Origin of the sequence: Bradyrhizobium elkanii WSM2783 (assembly GCF_000472865.1) — a bacterium.
In the GTDB taxonomy this organism is placed as follows: Bacteria; Pseudomonadota; Alphaproteobacteria; order Rhizobiales; family Xanthobacteraceae; genus Bradyrhizobium; species Bradyrhizobium elkanii_A.
The window spans coordinates 12,665-31,224 of the sequence record NZ_AXAP01000065.1; the positions used below are offsets into that span (position 1 = coordinate 12,665).

Genomic DNA, 18,560 nt, shown 5'->3' on the forward strand with positions numbered 1-18,560 from the left:
CCAGGCCTATAATATCTTCTTGAAGGTCCTGCTGATCCAGGAACCCTGATTCTCGCTCGGCTCGAGACCGCCGGACCTTACTAGATTATAGGCGTCCTTGTACCAGCGGCTGTCAGGAAAATTGTGCCCAAGCACGGCGGCTGCGGTCTGGGCCTCGCTCGGGATGCCGATCGCCATATAGGCCTCGGTGAGCCGCGCCAGGGCCTCCTCGACATGCCGGGTGGTCTGATACTGCGTAACCACGGTCTTGAAGCGGTTGATTGCGGCGGTGAAGTCGCGCCGCTCCATGTAGTAGCGGCCGACATTCATCTCGCGGCCGGCGAGCTGGTCGCGCGCGCCTTCGAGCTTGGCCTTGGCGGAGGTCGCATATTCCGAGGTCGGATATTTGCGAATCACCTCTTCCAGAGCCGCGATCGCCTTTTCGGTGCGCGTCTGGTCGCGGGTGATGTCCGGGATCTGGTCGTAATGCGAGGCTGCGATCAGGTATTGCGCGTAGGCAGCATCCGGACTGCCGGGATGCAAGGTGACGTAACGTGTCGCCGAGCCGATGCAGGTATCGTAGTCGCCTTGCTGGTAGGAGGAATAGGCCGACATCAGGAGCGATTTGCGCGCCCAATCGGAATAGGGATGCTGCCGGTCCACCTCCTCGAACTTCTTCGAGGCCGCACGAGGATCCTTGCGCTGGTTCATCAGGTACAAGCCCTCATTGTAGAGCTTGTCCGCGGGCTCCTCGACGAAGGTGTCGTCCTTGGCCAGGAACTTGTCCCACAGCGGACCGGTACCGCAACCACCCAACGGCAGCGCCAGCACGATCAGGCCCGCGGCCAGCCGCAACAATGACGCCCATCCGGCGCGGCCGGCCGATGAGGTGCATGATTCGTGCGTGCTACGCGATAAGGGCATGAATGTGAGAACCCGGCGGCTTGGAAGTGATTGATGGCGATCTGTCCACGAACGAGGCCATGGACGGAAATTTTCCCCGCGCCTGTGCTGCCCCGTGCAACCGCAGGCCTGTCTAGCCGAAAAACGACCCTCGACCAACCGAATACGGAGCCATTTCGCCCGGATTAAGGCGGCCCCAAGACGGTCATGATCGGCTGTGGTTACTGCGGAAATTGCGGAAAAACGCTAACAGAAAGCGTGTTTAGGACACGTCCGGGCCGTAGGCCGGCGCGATCAGGCCGCCGACGGTGGCACTGCCGGCTTCGGCGACGGTGCGCGAACGACGTGCGGTCTCCGATTCGACCACCCGCCAGGCGCTGCGATCGGAAAGCAGCGCGGCCAGCGCCGCGTGGTTCAGCTTGTGACCACCGCGAACCGAGCGATAGGCGCCGAGGATCGGGAGGCCGGCCAGCGCGAGATCGCCGACCACATCCAGCACCTTGTGGCGGACGCATTCATCACGGAACCGCAGACCTTCGGTGTTGAGCAGACGAGTCTCGTCGAACACCACCGAGTTTTCGAAGGAGGCGCCAAGCGCGAAACCTGCGCTCCACAGCCGCGCCACGTCGTTCATGCAGCCGAAGGTGCGGGCACGCGAAATCTCGCGGCGGAAGCTCTCGGCGGAGAGATCGAAGCAGTAGCTCTGGCGGCCGATCAAGGGATTGGCGAAGTCAATCTCGACTTCGGCGCGGAAGCCGCCGGCAAAGGGACGGAACTCACCGAAGCAGTCGCCGATCGCGACCTGCACCGGCTTCAGGACCTGGAGAACGCGGCGGGCGGCGGATTGGGTGACGATACCAGCCTGGTCGACCGCGGCGACGAAGGCCGCGGCGCTGCCGTCCATGATCGGCACTTCCGGACCGTCGATTTCGATGGTGGCGTTGTCGACCCCCATGCCGCGCAGCGTAGCCAGCACATGTTCGGCGGTCGATACCAGCGGCCCCTCGCGGTCGCCCAGGACGGTCGCGAATTCAGTCGCGATCACGGCGTCGGCGGTAGCCTGAACTTCGCGGTCGGCCCCGTCGAGACCCGTCCGGATAAAAGTGTAGCCGGTATCAACGGGAGCAGGTCCAATGGTCAGGCTGACCGGTAAACCGGAGTGAACGCCGACGCCCGTCACGGTGGCCTGCGACCGAAGCGTTGTTTGACGGCTCAATTTCATCCGATATGCGCCCACTACCCGACGTAACCTAAGACGAGGCGGCCTTACTTCCCCAACCGACTCGCTTAGGCATCCCCAAAGTTGGACAGACCATAGTCACCGCCCGAAAGCGTACAACTCACGCTTCTTTACCGATTGTTACCCCATCTCCGCCGCAATCGCGCCAAGGCTTAACCAAATTGCGGAGCGGCCGGACACCCTTTCGGTACCATGACCAAGTCATGGAATACCTGATTAATCATTTAATTTCAGTTACTTGTTTGCCGATCTACGACTGCGGAGACGGTAAAAGAAAAGAGCCCCGGCGGGTTCCGCCGGGGCTCTTTGGATGGTCAGGACTGTAACAAAGCTTAGTTTGCCTGCCGGCGCAGGAAGGCCGGGATATCAAGATGATCGTCTCCCTGTGGCGTCGGCGCAACAGGTGCCGGCCGTCCATGGGCATCCAATCCTTGGGGCGCCGGACGCTTCGCATACTCTGATACCGGATCGTGCGCCGCCATTTGCTGCGCCACGCTGCGTTGCGGCTTGCGCTCGGGCAGCGGCGGCATGGCCGGTCCGGAGGCGCGGGCCGCCACCGGCGGTTCGCTCTCCTCCTCCCGGCGGCCGAGGCCGACATTGGCGAGCCGCTGCAACAGCGACAGCCGGGTCTTCTGCGGATGCTCCTCCTCGGCCTCGCCACGGGCGTGGCGAATCTCGGCCTGGGCCGGCATCGGCAGATCCTCGAACTTCGGCATCCGCGGCGTGCGCACCGGCGGCCGCTCGGCGGTCGGCGGGATGAAGGTTTCCGGCGTCGCCGGCTCATGGTGCTCGACCTTGGTCGCTTCCGGATCGGGGAACAGGGTCGGCTTCTGCGCGATCGGACGGACGGTGACGTCGCCATAGGACGCCGGCTGCATCGGCGCGGCCTGCTGTTCCGGCGACACGGCGGCGGCGATGGCGGCGAGCGCGGCGCGCTCGACGCTGCCCTGCTGGCGCAGCGGCGGCGGGGCGGCAGGCGCCGGCGCGGCGGGCGCAGCCATCGGGGCGCCGCCGGCTTCCAGCTTATGGGCACGCTCGGCCAGGCGCTGGTTGTCGGCGCGCAGCCGCGCGGTCAGGTCGGCGAGCCGGCTCTCGGGCGAACCGTTGCCGGTCGGCGCAGGCGCAGCGGGGGCCGCGGCGGCGGCGTTGCGGGCGATCGCGGCCTGCTCGATGCCGGTCGCAACCACGGAGACGCGGATGATGCCGTCGAGCGTCTCGTCGAAGGTGGCGCCGACGATGATGTTGGCGTCGGGGTCGACCTCCTCGCGGATGCGGGTAGCGGCCTCGTCGACCTCGAACAGGGTGAGATCCTTGCCGCCGGTGATCGAGATCAGGAGGCCCCTGGCACCCTTCATCGAGGAGTCGTCGATCAGCGGATTGGCAATCGCAGCCTCGGCGGCGGTGAGCGCGCGCTTCTCACCGGTCGCCTCGCCCGTGCCCATCATCGCCTTGCCCATCTCGCGCATGACGGCGCGGACGTCGGCGAAGTCGAGGTTGATCAGGCCTTCCTTGACCATCAGGTCGGTGATGCAGGCAACGCCCGAATAGAGCACCTGGTCGGCCATCGCAAAAGCGTCGGCGAAGGTGGTCTTCTCGTTGGCGACCCGGAACAGGTTCTGGTTCGGGATGATCAGTAGCGTGTCGACCACCTTGTGCAGCTCGGAGATGCCGTTCTCGGCGGTGCGCATGCGGCGCTGGCCTTCGAAGTGGAACGGCTTGGTCACCACACCGACGGTGAGGATGCCCATCTCGCGCGCGGTCTTGGCGATCACGGGAGCAGCGCCGGTGCCGGTGCCGCCGCCCATGCCGGCGGTGACGAACACCATGTTGGCGCCGGTGAGGTGATCACGGAGCTCGTCGATGACCTCCTGCGCGGCGGCCGCGCCGACATCCGGCTGCGAGCCGGCGCCGAGGCCCTGGGTCACCTGCGTGCCCATCTGGATGATGCGCTGCGCCTTCGACATGGTCAGGGCCTGCGCGTCTGTATTGGCGACGACGAAATCAACGCCCTGCAGCCCGGCGGTGATCATGTTGTTGACGGCGTTGCCGCCGGCGCCACCGACGCCGAAGACGGTGATCCGCGGTTTCAGCTCGCTGATGTCAGGAGGGGTCAGATTGAGTGCCATGGTTGCCTCTCGATTACGCGCGCGCGTAGGTTCGCCCCGGCCTGCGGCCGCGGGAGCTGGTGAAAATCCTGTGGGCCTTATGAGTGGTCATCAGAAGCCCTCGCGAAGCCATCGTCCGACCTTTCCGAAATAACCGTCAGTCCCTGTCTTGAGCTGCCGCGTGTGCCGCGGTTCAACATGTTCGAGGTGAGCGTATTGCGGATAGACCAGAAGCCCGGTGGGCACCGCGAACGACGGCCCCTTGGCCTCGTTGGGCAGACGGCCGAAGCCGAGCGGACGGCCGATCCGCACCGGCCGATTGAGAATGCGGGTGGCGAGTTCGATCATGCCGGTGAGCTGCGCGGCGCCGCCGCTGAGCACGACCCGCGCCCTCGGCTCTGCCGCAAACGGGGAGGCCTTGAGCCGGTCCCGGACCATCTCAAAAATCTCCTCGGCGCGATGCCGGACGATGTTCGCAATCGTGGCGCGGGAGACGATCTGCGGCGTATCGCGTTCGTCGCCGGCGGTCGGGACCGACATCAGCTCGCGCGCATCCGAGCCGCCAGTCAGCACGGTGCCATATAACGTCTTGATTCGCTCGGCATCCGCAATGCACGCGCCGATGCCACGCGCGAGATCCATCGTGATGTGCTGCCCGCCGAGCGCAAATCCCGACGCATGCACGAAGCGTCCGCCCGAATAGGTCGCGATCGTGGTCGAGCCGGCGCCCATCTCGACCACGGCGGCGCCGAGATCGGCTTCGTCATCGGTGAGCACCGAAAGGCCGGCGACATAGGAGCTCGCCGCCATCGCCTCGACATTGAGGTGGCAACGCTCGACCACGAGCATCAGGTTCTTGGCGACGGTGGCGTCGGCCGTGACCACGTTCATGTCGACGCCGAACTGGCGCGCCACCATGCCGCGCGGATCGCGGATTCCCTTGACCCCATCGAGCGCGTAGCCGACCGGCAGCGCGTGCAGCACGGTCCGCCCATGGGCGGTCGCGTGGATCATGCCGGCTGTGGTGACGCGGCTGATGTCGGCTTCCGTCACCGAGCCGCCGCGAATGTCGGCGGCAGCCTCGACGAGCTGGCCCGCGGGCCGGCCGCCGGCAACCGGCAGCAGCACGGATTCGACACGGACCTTGGCCATGCGCTCGGCAAGCGCCACCGCATGACGCACCGCCTTTTCGCATTCGGCGAGATCGACCACCGCGCCGGCCTTGACGCCGCGCGACTGGATCTGGCTGTAGCCGATCAATTCCACCGCATGGGTGCGGCCGCGCAGGGCTTCGCTCGGCGGCGACGGCTTCAGCCGCGCGATCATGCAGGCGATCTTGCTGGTGCCGATATCGAGCGAAGCCACAAGCGCGGTGCGCTTGTGGGCCATCGGGCGTGTCTTCGGCGTCAGATTGCGATCTAGGACGGTCATGCGTCACCGCCCTTCTTCTTGGACTTCTTGTCCTTGAACAGCTCCTCGCGCGCCTTTGCCGCGTCCTCGGACAGTTGCACCGTCAACCGGTCGGGCAGGCGCATGTCGACGGCGACGATGTCGCGCGAGAACAGCCGGTCTTCCTTGTCGAGCTTGGAGAGCGCGGCGAGCGCATTGCCGACGTCGTTCTCGGGCAGGCGGATGTCGAGGCCATCCTTGAGCCGCAGGTTCCAGCGCCGTTCGCCGACGAAGATCGCGGCCTTGGTCACCGAGCGCACCTGCGGATAGCGATCGAGCAGCGCCAGGAAATCCTTGGCCCTGGTCTCGGCCCCCTTGCCGACCACGAGCGGCAACGTGAGGAAGCGGCGCGACACGTAGGGCTCGAGGACCGCGCCATCATCCGCGACCACGGACAGGCGCCCATCCTGCTGCCACAGCGCGAACGCCTTGCGCTCGACGATGTCGATCTGGAGCTGGCCCGGATAAAGCTTCAGGATCGTCGCATCGGCGATCCAGGGATTGGCCTTCAGCCGATCACGCACGGTCGCGGCATCCAGGAACAACAGCGAGGAGCGGCCATTGACGCCGCCGATCGCCAGCACCTCGTCCTGGCTCAACTGCTTGCGGCCGTTGATGGCCACGGTGGTGATTCGGAAGCCTGCCGAGTTGGCGAGCGCGTTGCGCGCATCCGAAAGTCCCGTGACGAATTCGTCGACATGGCCGCCCTTGACGATGCCGAGGCCGGCGCTGCCGAGCAGGATGAAGACGGTGGCGGCAAGACCGACGCGGCGCGGCAGATAGCGCTCGATCAGAAGGATGAAGCGGCTGGGCGGATCGCGATCGATCACGGGCGGGGCGCGGCGGGCACGACGACTGGCACGACGGCGGGCAAAATACTCGCGCAGCAGCACCGCCGCTCCAATAGCGGCTGCTTTCAGGTCAGCTTCGGGCCTCAGCGATCGCAGTGATCGAGTGAGGCGGCCTGCACCATCCATTGCACGAGCTCGTCAAATCCTGTGCCCGCAACACGTTTGCGGGTCCTGGCGCACGCGACGTCTCGGTGATGCCGGCCTGGGTGTCGAAGCCAGTAAGAAAGGCCCCCTGTCCCTCGTTACGCGTGTCGAAGTGAAAGTTCCCGCGACAGCTCACGCCCGGCAGCCAAGCGCTACATGCGCCGCCGGCGTTAACCTTCGGACTTCCTGGTAAACAAAAGGTAAAAGCGGTTAACGCAGAACAGCTTTTGATGAGCAATGTGCGTAGTTTGCCACGCAATCCTTAGGATTTTAGCAATCCCGGGGCCCGATTCGGGATGGAACCCGGTTCCTGGCACTTCTGCACACTCCCCGTCATTCCGGGGCGATGCGAAGCATCGAGCCCGGAATCCATCGGGCTGCGGGCGCAAGTGGTGAAATGGATTCCGGGTTCGCGCTACGGGCGCCCCGGAATGACGGAAAGGGCCCATGGGCGTGGGTTACTAACTAACCACCCTACCCGCCCGCCGCTTGGCCAATTCGATCTGCTCGTGCAGGAAATCGACGAATTCGATGCCCTGCGCCTTGAGCGCCTTCGGATAGAGCGAGGCCTTGGTCAGCCCGGGCAGCGTGTTGGTCTCCAGATAGATCGGTCCTTTCGCGGAGACGATGAAGTCGGTGCGGGAATAACCGGTGCAGGACAGCGCCCGGTGGGCGCGGAGCGCGAGGTCCATGATCGCGGCGCTGACATCAGGCGAAAAGCGCCCGGGGCAGATCTCCTGGGTCGATTTGAGCAGGTATTTTGCGGTGTAGTCGAACGCGCCCTCCGCCGGCACGATCTCGATCGGCGGCAGCGAGAAGATTGCGCCGTCGGAGCGCTCCAGCACGCCGCAGGTTGCCTCCACGCCCGCAACGAACGGCTCGATCAGATAGTCCTCCGTCCTGGCGGCGTTGCGGACGGCAACGATGTCCTGCTTCGCATTGACGAAGATCAGGCCGTAGCTCGATCCGTCGCGCGCAGGCTTGGCGATCAGCCTGCCATATTCGGCGAAGGCAGCGTCAATCTCGTCCAGCGCGATGCCGCCCGGCGCCGGCACGCCCGCAATCGCCGCGAATCGCTTCGCCGCGACCTTGTCGAAGGCAAGATGCGAGGACGCCGAACCCGAACCGGTGAAGGGGATGCCGCGCATCTCGCACATCGCCTGCAATTCGCCGTTCTCGGCGCTGCCGCCGTGCAGGCCAAGCACCAGCACGCGATCCTCGCGGGCAGCCTGGTCAAGCGCTTGCGCGAGCGGGACGCCGCGGGTGCCGGGCCTGAACTCGTCCTGGAAGGGCCTCGCATGTTCGAGAAGCTGCTCGGACCGCACGACATGGACATTGTCGGCCACGTCCCAGAACCAGAGATCGGCTTCCGGCAAAGCCTGGTGCAGCGCCTGCGCGCTTGCCACCGAGACGAGGCGTTCCTTGTTGCTGCCGCCGAAGAGAATGGTCGTTCGCATCAGCTTCGCTCGATCCCGATTCGCTTGATTTCCCAGTGTAGCTCGATTCCCGACGTCTCTTTCACCCGCTGCCGTACGGTTTCGCCGAGCGTCTCGATATCGTGTCCGGTGGCATTGCCGGTGTTGATCAGGAAATTGCAGTGCATCTCCGAGACCTGGGCGCCGCCGACGCGCAGGCCGCGGCAGCCGGCGGCATCGATCAATTTCCAGGCGCTGCTGCCCGGCGGGTTCTTGAACGTCGAGCCGCCGGTCTTCTCGCGAATCGGCTGCGCTGTCTCGCGGTGGACCTGCACCTCGTTCATGCGCGCGCGGATCGCCTCGGGCGCGGTGATCCTGCCGCGAAAGCGCGCGGAGGTGAAGATGATCGAGGGATCGACGCCGCTGCTGCGATAGACGAATTTCATGTCGGCATTCGTGAACACATGCCTCGTGCCGTCGCGGCCGATGCCGGTCGCATCCAAGAGCACATCCTTGGTCACGCCGCCGTTGGCACCCGCATTCATGCGCAGCGCACCGCCGACAGTGCCGGGGATGCCGAAGAAGAACTCCATGCCGCCGATATTTGCAGCCGCCGCCGTCTCGGCCACGCGCTTGTCGAGCGCAGCAGTGCCGGCGCTGACGATGTCGCCTTCGGCCCTGGTCTCGCCGAATGCGCGCGGCGCGAGGCGGATCACGACGCCCGGCATCCCGCCATCGCGCACGATCAGGTTCGAGCCGACGCCGACGACATAAACCGGCAAATCCTGCGGCAGGCGCGCCAGGAAATAAGCGAGGTCGTCCTCGTCCGCCGGCGTGAACAGCACCTGCGCCGGTCCGCCGACGCGAAACCACGTCAGTTCCGCCAGCGACTGGTTCGCCAAGAGGCGCCCGCGCAAGTCCGGCATCGCGGCTTTCAGTTCGAGGGTGATGTCGGGGAAACCGGCCACGCTAGCCCAGCGCCTTCAATTCGCCGGGCAATGCGTAAGCCCATTGCGTGATGTTGCCGGCGCCGAGACACACGACGAGATCGCCGGGCCTCGCAAGGCCGCGAACGATCTTCGCAAGCTCGCCGGCATTCGGCAGCGGGATCACGTCGCGATGGCCGTGCGCGCGCAGGCCGAGCACGAAATGATCGCGGTCGATGCCCGGGATCGGCGCCTCGCCGGCCGGATAGACCTCGGCGACGACAACCGCGTCGGCATCGTTGAAGCAGGTGCAGAATTCCTCGAACAGCGACTGCAGGCGGGTGAAACGATGCGGCTGCACCACGGCGATGATCTTTCCGCTGTAGGACTCGCGCGCAGCTTTCAGCACCGCGGCGATCTCGACGGGATGGTGACCGTAATCGTCGATCACGATGACGCCGTTCCACTCGCCGGTCCGGGTGAAGCGCCGCTTCACGCCGCCGAAGCCTGCGATGGCCTTGCGGATCGCTTCGTCGGAAATGCCGAGCTCATGCGCGACCGCGATCGCCGCGGTGACGTTTGACGCATTGTGGCGACCCGGCATCGGCAGCACGATGTCCGATATCTCGTGCGTCACGTCGGTCTTGCGGTTGCGGAAGGCGACCTTGAACTTGGAGCCGCCGGGTATCGGCTGCAGGTCGACCAGTCGCGCATCGGCCTGCGGATTCTCACCATAGGTGATGATGCGGCGATCCTCGATGCGGCCGACGATCGTCTGCACCACGGGATGGTCGATGCACATCACCGCGAAGCCATAGAACGGCACGTTCTCGACGAAGGCGCGGAATGCGTCCTGCACCGCCTCGAAGGTCCCGAAGTGATCGAGATGCTCGGGGTCGACATTGGTGACGATGGCGACGTCCGTCGGCAGCTTCAGGAACGTGCCGTCGCTTTCGTCGGCTTCCACCACCATCCAGTCGCCGGCGCCGAGCCGCGCATTGGTGCCGTAGGCATTGATGATGCCGCCATTGATCACGGTCGGATCGAAATCGCCGGCATCGAGCAGGGCTGCAACCATCGAGGTGGTCGTGGTCTTGCCATGGGTGCCGGCGATCGCAACGCAGCTCTTCAGCCGCATCAATTCCGCGAGCATCTCGGCACGGCGCACCACCGGAATGCGCTGCGCCCGGGCGGCCATCAATTCCGGATTATCGCGCTTGATCGCGGTCGAGACCACGACGACGTCGGCGCCGTTGACGTTCTCGGCCTTGTGCCCAACCGAAACCTTGACGCCCTTCTCGCGCAACCGCGCGACATTGCCGCTCTCGGAAGCATCAGAGCCCTGCACGGTGTAGCCGAGATTGCAGAGCACCTCGGCAATGCCGCTCATGCCGATGCCGCCGATCCCGATGAAGTGGATAGGTCCGATCTCGCGCGGCAGTCTCATGAGACAATCCTTCGATATTCTGCGCAGCCCGAGAGATTCAAATCGGCTCTGCAAATTACTGGATGCCCCGCTTTCGCGGGGCATGACAAGGGCAATTTCTGCAGAATCGCCTAAATTCCAGCCACTTTCACCACCAGATCGGCCAGTCGCTCCGCCGCGTCGAGCCGACCGGCGCCGCGCGCGGCGGACGCCATTGCCGTCAATTTCGCCGGTTCGGCCGCCAAAGCAGAGATTTCGGCCGCCACCCGATCCGGGGTGAACTCGGCCTGCGGAATCCGCAATGCGCCGCCGGCCTGCGACAGCACGCCGGCATTGGCGAACTGGTCCTGGTCGATCGCGCCGGGCAGCGGCACCAGGATCGAGGGCCGGCCGATCGCGGCGAGTTCGGCGACGGTGCCGGCACCGGAGCGCGAGATCACGAGATGGCTGGCGGCTAACCTTGCCGGCAGGTCGGTGAAGAACGGCGCGAGCTCGACATTGATCTTGAGGCGGTCATAGACCGCACGCACCCGCGCCATGTCCTCCTCCCGCACCTGCTGCGTGAGGATCAGGCGGCTCCACAGCGCCGGCTCGAGCTTTTCGATCGCACCGGGCACGATGTCGCTCATCACCCGCGCACCCTGGCTGCCGCCGACCACAAGCAGGCGCAGCGGGCCGTTCGGTTCCGGCGAGGCAAACGGCACCGCGGCGGCTGCGAGGACGGTGGGCCGCATCGGCGTGCCGACGGTGGTGGTCTTAGCGGCCAGTGCCGGATCGCGGTCGAGCACGCCGGGCAGCGATGTCGCGATCGCATTGACGCGGCTGGAGAGGAAGCGATTGGCGCGGCCGAGCACCGCGTTGGCGTCATGGATAATGCCGGGCACGCCGAGCAGGCGCGCGGCGAGCAGCGGCGGCACCGTGGGATAGCCGCCGAAGCCGACCACCGCGGCCGGCTTCAATCGGCGCACCAGATTGGCGGCAACCACGATGCCATAGCCCAGCGTGAACGCGGTGCGGGCGAGCGAGATCGGATTGCGCCCGCGCACCGTCTCGCTCGGCACCACATCGATATTGTCCTTGGAGAACAGTCCGCTGTAGCGCAGCGCGCGTGCGTCGGTCGCGAGCCGCACGCGCAGGCCACGTCTGTTCAGTTCCACGCCGAGCGCCTCGGCGGGGAACAAATGGCCGCCGGTGCCGCCGGCCGCAAGCAGGATGAGGGGCGCGTTGTCCATATCGGAGCTTCTACCGGCATTTAGCCGTCATTGCGAGCGAAGCGAAGCAATCCATTTCGTCACTTGCGACACTATGGATTGCTTCGTCGCTTCGCTCCTCGCAATGACGGCGGAATGAGCTACGCGTAGCCCGGCGCTGCGCTGGCCGCGTTGGTCGATTCGATCTCGGTGCGTGGGCGCTGCCGGGTCAAGGCCAGCATCATGCCGACGCCGTAGGCGAGCGAGACGATCGACGAGCCGCCATAGGAGATGAACGGCAGCGTCATGCCCTTGGCCGGGATCAATTGCAGGTTGACCGCCATGTTGATCGCAGCCTGCACGCCGAACAGAATTGCGAGCCCCGACGCCGCAAAGCGAGCGAACATGTCCTCGGTCGTGTAAGCGCGCGAGAGCGTGCGGATCACGACGAAGGCGAACAGCGCCAGCAGCGCAAGGCAAAGGATGATGCCGAACTCTTCCGCGGCGACCGCGAAGACGAAGTCGGTGTGGCTGTCCGGCAGGCTGCGCTTTGCAATCCCCTCGCCCGGACCGAGCCCGAACCAGCCGCCGTTCCAGAACGCCTCCATCGCCATGTCGACCTGGAACGTGTCGCCCGAGGCCGGATTCATGAAGCGCTTGATGCGGCCGGCAACGTGCGGGACGAACAGATAGGCGCTGAACAGGCCGAGGCCCGCCGCGCCCGCAAGCCCGGCGACCCAGATCATCCGCATGCCTGCGATGAAGAACAGCGCGCCCCACACCATCAGGATCAGCATGGTCTGGCCGAAATCGGGCTCCATCACCAAAAGCGAGACCAGCATCAACAGCAGCACCAGCGCCATCGAGGTCGCCGGCATCTCGGGGCGCCTGGTCGATTCCGCGAACAGCCAGGCCGCGAGGATGACGAAGGCCGGCTTGGCCGATTCGGAAGCCTGGATATTGACGCCGACCAGCGTGATCCAGCGCCGCGAGCCCTTCACTTCCGGGCCGATCAGGAGGGTCATCACGATCAGCGCGATGCTGACAAAGAACACCACCATCGCGGCGCGCCGGATCTGGCGCGGCGACAGGAAAGAGACCGTGATCAGCACGATGAAGGATGGCAGCAGGAACATCACGTGCCGGCTGAAGAAATGGAACGGGTCGAGCCCGATCCGGGTCGCGACCGGCGGGCTCGCCGCGAGCGACAGGATGACACCGCCGAACATCAGCGCGATGACCGCAGCCAGCAGCGGCTTGTCGATGGTCCACCACCAGTCGGAGAACGGGGTGCGTTGATCACGGGCGAGCATGGGCGTCCCCAGAATGCCGAGGTAACGGCCATTGGTGGACGAGGATGGTTTCCGAAGGGTTAATGGATTGAGCAACTTTGGAGATAGAGCGAACCTCTCTCCCGTCGTCATGCCCGGCCTTGTGCCGAGCATCCACGTCTTTGCCGCCGCAACGAAGGGAAGACGTGGATGGCCGGGACAAGCCCGGCCATGACGGGCTACATCACCACCGGCTTGACGCCGGGCAGTGCCGTGACGAGGTCGCGGAAGGCGGCGCCGCGGATTTCGAAATTGCGGTACTGGTCGAAGGAGGCGCAGGCCGGCGACAGCAGGACGACCGCGTCAGTGAGGCCGGAGGCTTCCGCATCGCGCGCGGCGTTGGCGACTGCGACATCGAGCGTCTGCGAAATCTCGTGCGGCACGGCCTCGCCGAGCGTGCCGGCAAATTCCTGCGCTGCCTCGCCGATCAGATAGGCTTTGCGGATGCGCGGGAAATAACCGGTCAGGCTGGTGATGCCGCCGGCCTTCGGCTTTCCGCCGGCGATCCAGAAAATGTCAGTGAAAGACGACAGCGCATGCGCTGCCGCATCCGCGTTGGTGCCCTTGGAGTCATTGACGAACAGCACATTGCCGCGTCGGCCGACCTGCTCCATGCGATGGGCGAGGCCAGGGAAGCTGCGCAAGCCGTTCTGCAGCACATCCGTCGAGATGCCCATCGCCAGCGTGCAGGCCGACGCGCACGCCGCGTTCTGCGCGTTGTGCAGGCCGCGGAGCGAACCGATGCCGCCCAGCCGCGCGATCTCGCTGCGCGCGGCGCCGGACGCCAGCACGATGGTCTCGTGCTCGACATAGATGCCGTCGGGCAGCGGGTTCTTCACGGACACACGCACCACACGCTTGCCCGCCCGATCGAGGCGATCGGCGATGTTGCGGCAGAAGATGTCGTCAACACCGACGATCGAGGTGCCACCCGGCTGCACGCCCGCGACCAGCCGCTCCTTCACCGCGGCGTAATTCTCCAGGGTGCCGTGGCGATCGATGTGGTCCTCGCTGACATTGAGCAGGATACCGACGGACGGATCGAGCGAGGGCGTGAGGTCGATCTGGTAGGACGACATCTCGATCACATGCACGCGCCCCATCCGCGGCGGTTCCAGCGACAGGATCGCAGTGCCGATATTGCCGCCCATCTGGGTGTCGTAGCCGGCGACCTTCATCAGATGGGCGATCAGCGCTGTCGTGGTCGACTTGCCGTTGGTGCCGGTGATGGCGACGAACGGCGCTTGCGGCGCGTGACGTTGGCGCTCGCGGCAGAACAGTTCGACATCGCCGATCACCTCGACGCCGGCCTGGCGCGCCAGCAGCACGCTCCAATGCGGCGCCGGATGGGTCAGCGGCGCGCCGGGGGTCAGGATCAGCGCGGCGAAATTCGCCCAGGAGACCGAGCGCAGGTCGGCGGTGACGAAGCCGGCCTGCGCGGCTTTGGTGACGTTGTCGGCATTGTCGTCGCCGGCAATCACCTCCGCGCCACCCGCCTTCAGCGCATGGCAGCTCGCAAGCCCCGAACCGCCGAGCCCGAACACGGCGACCGTCTTGCCCGCGAAGGAGGTGACAGGGATCATCGCAGCTTCAGCGTGGACAGGCCGGCGAGCGCCAGCATCACGGCGATGATCCAGAAGCGGATCACGATCTGCGGCTCGGTCCAGCCCTTCTGCTCGAAATGATGGTGCAGCGGCGCCATCCGGAACACGCGCTTGCCGGTGAGCTTGAACGAGGCTACCTGCACGATCACCGAAACCGCCTCCAGCACGAACAGGCCGCCGATCACCGCCAGCACGATCTCGTGCTTCACGGCGACCGCCGTTGCCCCGAGCATGCCGCCAAGCGCAAGCGAGCCGGTGTCACCCATGAAGATCGAGGCCGGCGGCGCGTTGAACCACAAAAACCCGAGACCTGCGCCCAGCACGGCGCCGCAGAGCACCGCGAGCTCGCCGGTGCCGGCGACATAGTTGATCTGCAGGTAGTCGGAGAACACCGCGTTGCCGGTGAGATAGGAAATCATGCCGAAGCTGGCGGCCGCGATCATCACCGGAACGATGGCGAGACCGTCGAGGCCGTCGGTCAGGTTCACCGCGTTGCCCGCCCCGACCATGACGAACGCGCCGAAGATCACGAAGAACCAGCCGAAATTGAACACCACATCCTTGAAGAAGGGAATCGCGAGCGAGGTCGAGGACACGTCGCGCCCGAGCCGCACCAGCGCGTAACAGGCGGCGAGCGCGATGATCGCCTCGATCGCAAGGCGCAGCTTGCCGGCAAAGCCGCTGTGGCTCTGCTTGGTGACCTTCAGATAGTCGTCATAGAAGCCGACAAAGCCGAAGCCCAGCGTCACCGCCAGCACGATCCAGACATAGGGATTGATCGGGTTGGCCCAGAGCAGCGTCGCCACCACCACGCCGGACAGGATCATCAGCCCGCCCATCGTCGGCGTGCCCTTCTTCGTAATCAGGTGGGATTGCGGACCGTCGGTGCGGATCGGCTGGCCCTTGCCCTGGCGCAACCGCAAATGATCGATGATCCAGGGCCCGAACAGGAACACGAACAGCGCACCCGTCACCATCGCCCCGCCGGTGCGGAACGTGATGTAGCGGAACACGTTGAGCGCCCCCCGGAACACCCCGAAGCCGGGGACCGTGTTGGAAAGATCGATCAGCCAATAAAACATTCAATATGCCTATACCGCTTCTTCGCGCGCGGCTTTGCCGGGAAAGCGCTTCTCCAGCGCGTTGACGATCCGCTTCATCTTCGAACCCAGCGATCCCTTGACCATGACGGCGTCGCCGGGGCGGATGGCCGCGACCGCCTGGATCTCCAGACTCACCGAGTTATCGGCATAGCCTCCCCGCCTTCCCGTGGAAAGAGCGTCCCAGAGGTTGCGCATCAGCGGACCACAACAATAAACGAGGTCGATATTGTTGGCGTTGACAGCCTCGGCCAGACCGCGATGCAGCGCAGGGCCGGTCGGCCCGAGCTCGAGCATGTCGCCGAGCACTGCGATGCGGCGGCCCTGCGGGCCGATATGCGCCTGCCCGAGCACGTTCAGCGCGGCCGCCATCGACGCCGGATTGGCATTGTAGCTCTCATCGATCAGCGTCGCCTCGCCGGCCCCGACCTCGAGCATGCGCCGCGCACCACGACCCGCCGGAGCCTCGAGCTGCGACAGCGACAAGGCTGCACGCGCAAGATCCGCCCCGATCAGCGATGCGCCGGCGAGTACGGCGAGCGAGTTCATCGCCATATGGCGGCCGGGCATGCTGATCTTGTAGGTGACGTCGTGGCCGAGGATGTTGGCATGTACGACGGAACAGGTCGCGTGCAGCGAGACGTCGAGGAGCTGCGCCTCGGATTGCGTGTCCGTGCCGAAGGCGACGATGCGTGAAATGCCGAGTTCCTTCGCGCGGGCTTCCAGCCTTCCAAATTGCGCATTGTCGCGGTTGAGCACGACGGCGCCATCGGGCTCAAGACCCAGAAAGATCTCCGCCTTGGCGTCCGCGATCTCTTCGATGCCGGAGAAGAACTCCAGATGCACCGGCTCCACGGTGGTGACGACGGCAACATGCGGCCGCACCAGCTTGACCAGCGGCGTGATCTCCCCGACATGGTTCATGCCGATCTCGAACACCGCAAACCGCGCCGACGCCGGACAGCGCGCCAGCGACAGCGGCACGCCCCAATGATTGTTGAAGGAAGCAACCGAGGCATGGGTCTCGCCTTGCGCCGAGAGCACGTACCGCAGCGCTTCCTTGGTCGAGGTCTTGCCGACCGAGCCGGTGACCGCGATGATCCTCGCGTTGAGCCGCGCGCGAGAGGCATGGGCAAGATCGACGAGACCGGCGAGCACGTCGTCGACGATCAAGAGCGGCGCATCGGCAGGGAACTTGTCGCGCTGTGCGCTTTCGACCACCGCGAGGGCGGCGCCCGCCTTCAATGCGGCCTCGACAAAATCGTGGCCATCATGCACGTCGCCCTTGATGGCGAAATAGGCCTCGCCCGGCCGCAGCGTGCGGCTGTCGATGGAAAGGCCGGTGACCCCGGAGGGCAAGGTCCCTTGCGTTGCGGCGCGCATCGCATCCGCCATTGCCGCCGACGTCCACAGTAATGTACTCATGCGCCCCTCGCTTCCAGCGCCGCGGCCACGGCCTCATGATCGCTGAACGGCAGCGTCTTGTCGCCGATGATCTGTCCGACTTCATGTCCCTTGCCGGCGATCAGGAGCGCATCGCCCGGCTGCAACGCAGCAATGCCGGCCCTGATCGCTTCCGCGCGATCGCCGATTTCGCTCGCGCCCTTCGCGGCGGCGAGGATGGCAGCACGGATCGCCGCCGGATTCTCGCTGCGCGGGTTGTCGTCGGTGACGATGACGATGTCGGCATTATCAGCGGCAATCGCGCCCATCAGTGGACGCTTGCCCGCGTCACGGTCGCCGCCGGCGCCAAAGACGACGATCAGCTTGCGCTTCGCATAGGGCCGCAGCGCCTGCAGCGCCTTGGCGAGCGCGTCCGGCTTATGCGCATAGTCGACGAAAATCGGCGCGCCGTTGCGCTCGCCGACGCGTTCGAGCCGGCCCTTGGCGCCCTCGAGATGTTCGAGGCTGGCGAAGACCGCATCGGCGTCGCTGCCGGTGCCGATCGCAAGGCCGGCGGCCACCAGCGCATTCTCGATCTGGAACTCGCCGACCAGCGGCAGATGGATGGCGTGCTTCCGGCCGCGGTGTTCGACCATCAGCTTCTGCGCAAAACCTTCAATCGAAGCGTCGACCAGGCGAATGCCATCTCCGCCGGCGGCCTCGCGGCCAACCGTGAAGATCCTGAGCTTGCGCGTGCGCGCCGCATCGATCACCTCAGGCGAGCAATCATGATCGGCCGAAATCACGGCTGCCCCGTCGGGCATCACCAGATCGCGGAACAGCCGCAGTTTTGCGTTGAGATAGTGCGCCACGTCAGGGTGATAATCCATGTGGTCGCGCGACAGGTTGGTGAAGCCGCCGGCGGCAATGCGCACGCCGTCAAGCCGATATTGGTCGAGCCCGTGCGAGGACGCCTCGAATGCCAGATGCGTGACGCCATCGCGGGCGATCTCGTCGAGCTGGCGATGCAGCGCGATCGGATCAGGCGTGGTCAGCGAGCCGTAGACCGTGCGTTTCGGCGACACCAGGCCGATGGTGCCGATGCTCGCGGCATCGTGCCCCAGTCGCTGCCAGATCTGCCGCGTGAAAGCCGCCACCGATGTCTTGCCGCTGGTACCGGTCACAGCCGCGATCGTCTCGGGCTGGCGCGGGAAGAACTTCGCCGCGGCCAGCGCCAATGCGCGGCGCGGATTTGGCGTCACGACAAAAGGCACGCGCGGAGCGCCTTGCGGCCGATGATCGACCGCGACCGCGGCCGCGCCTGCGGCAATCGCGGCATCGATGAAGCGCGCGCCGTCGGTCTTGTAACCCGCGAGTGCGAAGAACACATCGCCCTGCTTCACCGCGCGGCTATCAGCCGTCACCCCTCCGATCTCGATGGCTTCCGCCTGCGGATCGATCGTGGCATCAGCGCTGAAAAGGTCGCGAAGTCTCATGATCTTCCAGTCCGGCCG

Annotated in this window: 14 protein-coding genes; all 14 read right to left on the reverse strand. The window is 65.6% G+C overall.

Annotation, left to right across the window (positions count from 1 at the left end; all coding sequences use genetic code 11):
- Positions 1-6 precede the first annotated feature (6 nt).
- The 14 genes from YY7_RS0136305 to YY7_RS0136370 all read right to left on the reverse strand — a co-directional run bounded on the left by YY7_RS0136305 (position 7) and on the right by YY7_RS0136370 (position 18,542).
- On the reverse strand, positions 7-903 hold the full coding sequence (locus YY7_RS0136305) for an outer membrane protein assembly factor BamD (RefSeq protein WP_028167491.1): 897 nt from the start codon (positions 901-903) through the stop codon (positions 7-9).
- Positions 904-1,144: 241 nt separating this feature from the next.
- On the reverse strand, positions 1,145-2,104 hold the full coding sequence (gene lpxC, locus YY7_RS0136310) for a UDP-3-O-acyl-N-acetylglucosamine deacetylase (RefSeq protein WP_028167492.1): 960 nt from the start codon (positions 2,102-2,104) through the stop codon (positions 1,145-1,147).
- 350 nt (positions 2,105-2,454) lie between these two features.
- The gene (gene ftsZ / locus YY7_RS0136315) at positions 2,455-4,248 is read right to left on the reverse strand and encodes a cell division protein FtsZ (RefSeq protein WP_028167493.1); all 1,794 of its coding nucleotides are present in this window, start codon (positions 4,246-4,248) and stop codon (positions 2,455-2,457) included.
- A gap of 90 nt (positions 4,249-4,338) precedes the next feature.
- Positions 4,339-5,658, reverse strand: coding sequence for a cell division protein FtsA (gene ftsA, locus YY7_RS0136320; protein WP_028167494.1), 1,320 nt, complete (start codon positions 5,656-5,658; stop codon positions 4,339-4,341).
- Entirely contained in the window at positions 5,655-6,653 is a 999-nt protein-coding gene (locus tag YY7_RS0136325; protein ID WP_028167495.1) for a cell division protein FtsQ/DivIB, read from the reverse strand. The genes ftsA and YY7_RS0136325 overlap by 4 nt, the downstream gene beginning before the upstream one ends.
- A 479-nt stretch (positions 6,654-7,132) precedes the next feature.
- On the reverse strand, positions 7,133-8,128 hold the full coding sequence (locus tag YY7_RS0136330; protein ID WP_028167496.1) for a D-alanine--D-alanine ligase family protein: 996 nt from the start codon (positions 8,126-8,128) through the stop codon (positions 7,133-7,135).
- Positions 8,128-9,012, reverse strand: coding sequence for a UDP-N-acetylmuramate dehydrogenase (gene murB, locus YY7_RS0136335; protein WP_051397102.1), 885 nt, complete (start codon positions 9,010-9,012; stop codon positions 8,128-8,130). Before murB ends, YY7_RS0136330 begins: the two co-directional genes overlap by 1 nt.
- Positions 9,013-9,055: 43 nt before the next feature.
- The gene (gene murC / locus YY7_RS0136340) at positions 9,056-10,459 is read right to left on the reverse strand and encodes a UDP-N-acetylmuramate--L-alanine ligase (RefSeq protein WP_028167498.1); all 1,404 of its coding nucleotides are present in this window, start codon (positions 10,457-10,459) and stop codon (positions 9,056-9,058) included.
- A 110-nt stretch (positions 10,460-10,569) separates the two neighbouring features.
- On the reverse strand, positions 10,570-11,670 hold the full coding sequence (murG, locus tag YY7_RS0136345; protein WP_028167499.1) for an undecaprenyldiphospho-muramoylpentapeptide beta-N-acetylglucosaminyltransferase: 1,101 nt from the start codon (positions 11,668-11,670) through the stop codon (positions 10,570-10,572).
- 119 nt (positions 11,671-11,789) lie between these two features.
- Positions 11,790-12,941, reverse strand: coding sequence for a putative lipid II flippase FtsW (gene ftsW / locus YY7_RS0136350; RefSeq protein WP_028167500.1), 1,152 nt, complete (start codon positions 12,939-12,941; stop codon positions 11,790-11,792).
- A gap of 197 nt (positions 12,942-13,138) precedes the next feature.
- Entirely contained in the window at positions 13,139-14,542 is a 1,404-nt protein-coding gene (gene murD, locus YY7_RS0136355; protein ID WP_028167501.1) for a UDP-N-acetylmuramoyl-L-alanine--D-glutamate ligase, read from the reverse strand.
- The gene (gene mraY / locus YY7_RS0136360) at positions 14,539-15,645 is read right to left on the reverse strand and encodes a phospho-N-acetylmuramoyl-pentapeptide-transferase (protein ID WP_028167502.1); all 1,107 of its coding nucleotides are present in this window, start codon (positions 15,643-15,645) and stop codon (positions 14,539-14,541) included. Before mraY ends, murD begins: the two co-directional genes overlap by 4 nt.
- 9 nt (positions 15,646-15,654) lie before the next feature.
- Positions 15,655-17,088, reverse strand: a complete 1,434-nt coding sequence (locus tag YY7_RS0136365) for a UDP-N-acetylmuramoylalanyl-D-glutamyl-2,6-diaminopimelate--D-alanyl-D-alanine ligase (RefSeq protein ID WP_028167503.1) — start codon at positions 17,086-17,088, stop codon at positions 15,655-15,657.
- Positions 17,085-18,542: a UDP-N-acetylmuramoyl-L-alanyl-D-glutamate--2,6-diaminopimelate ligase gene (locus YY7_RS0136370; protein WP_028167504.1), complete on the reverse strand. Its 1,458-nt coding sequence runs from the start codon at positions 18,540-18,542 to the stop codon at positions 17,085-17,087. Before YY7_RS0136370 ends, YY7_RS0136365 begins: the two co-directional genes overlap by 4 nt.
- Between the last annotated feature and the right edge of the window lie 18 nt (positions 18,543-18,560).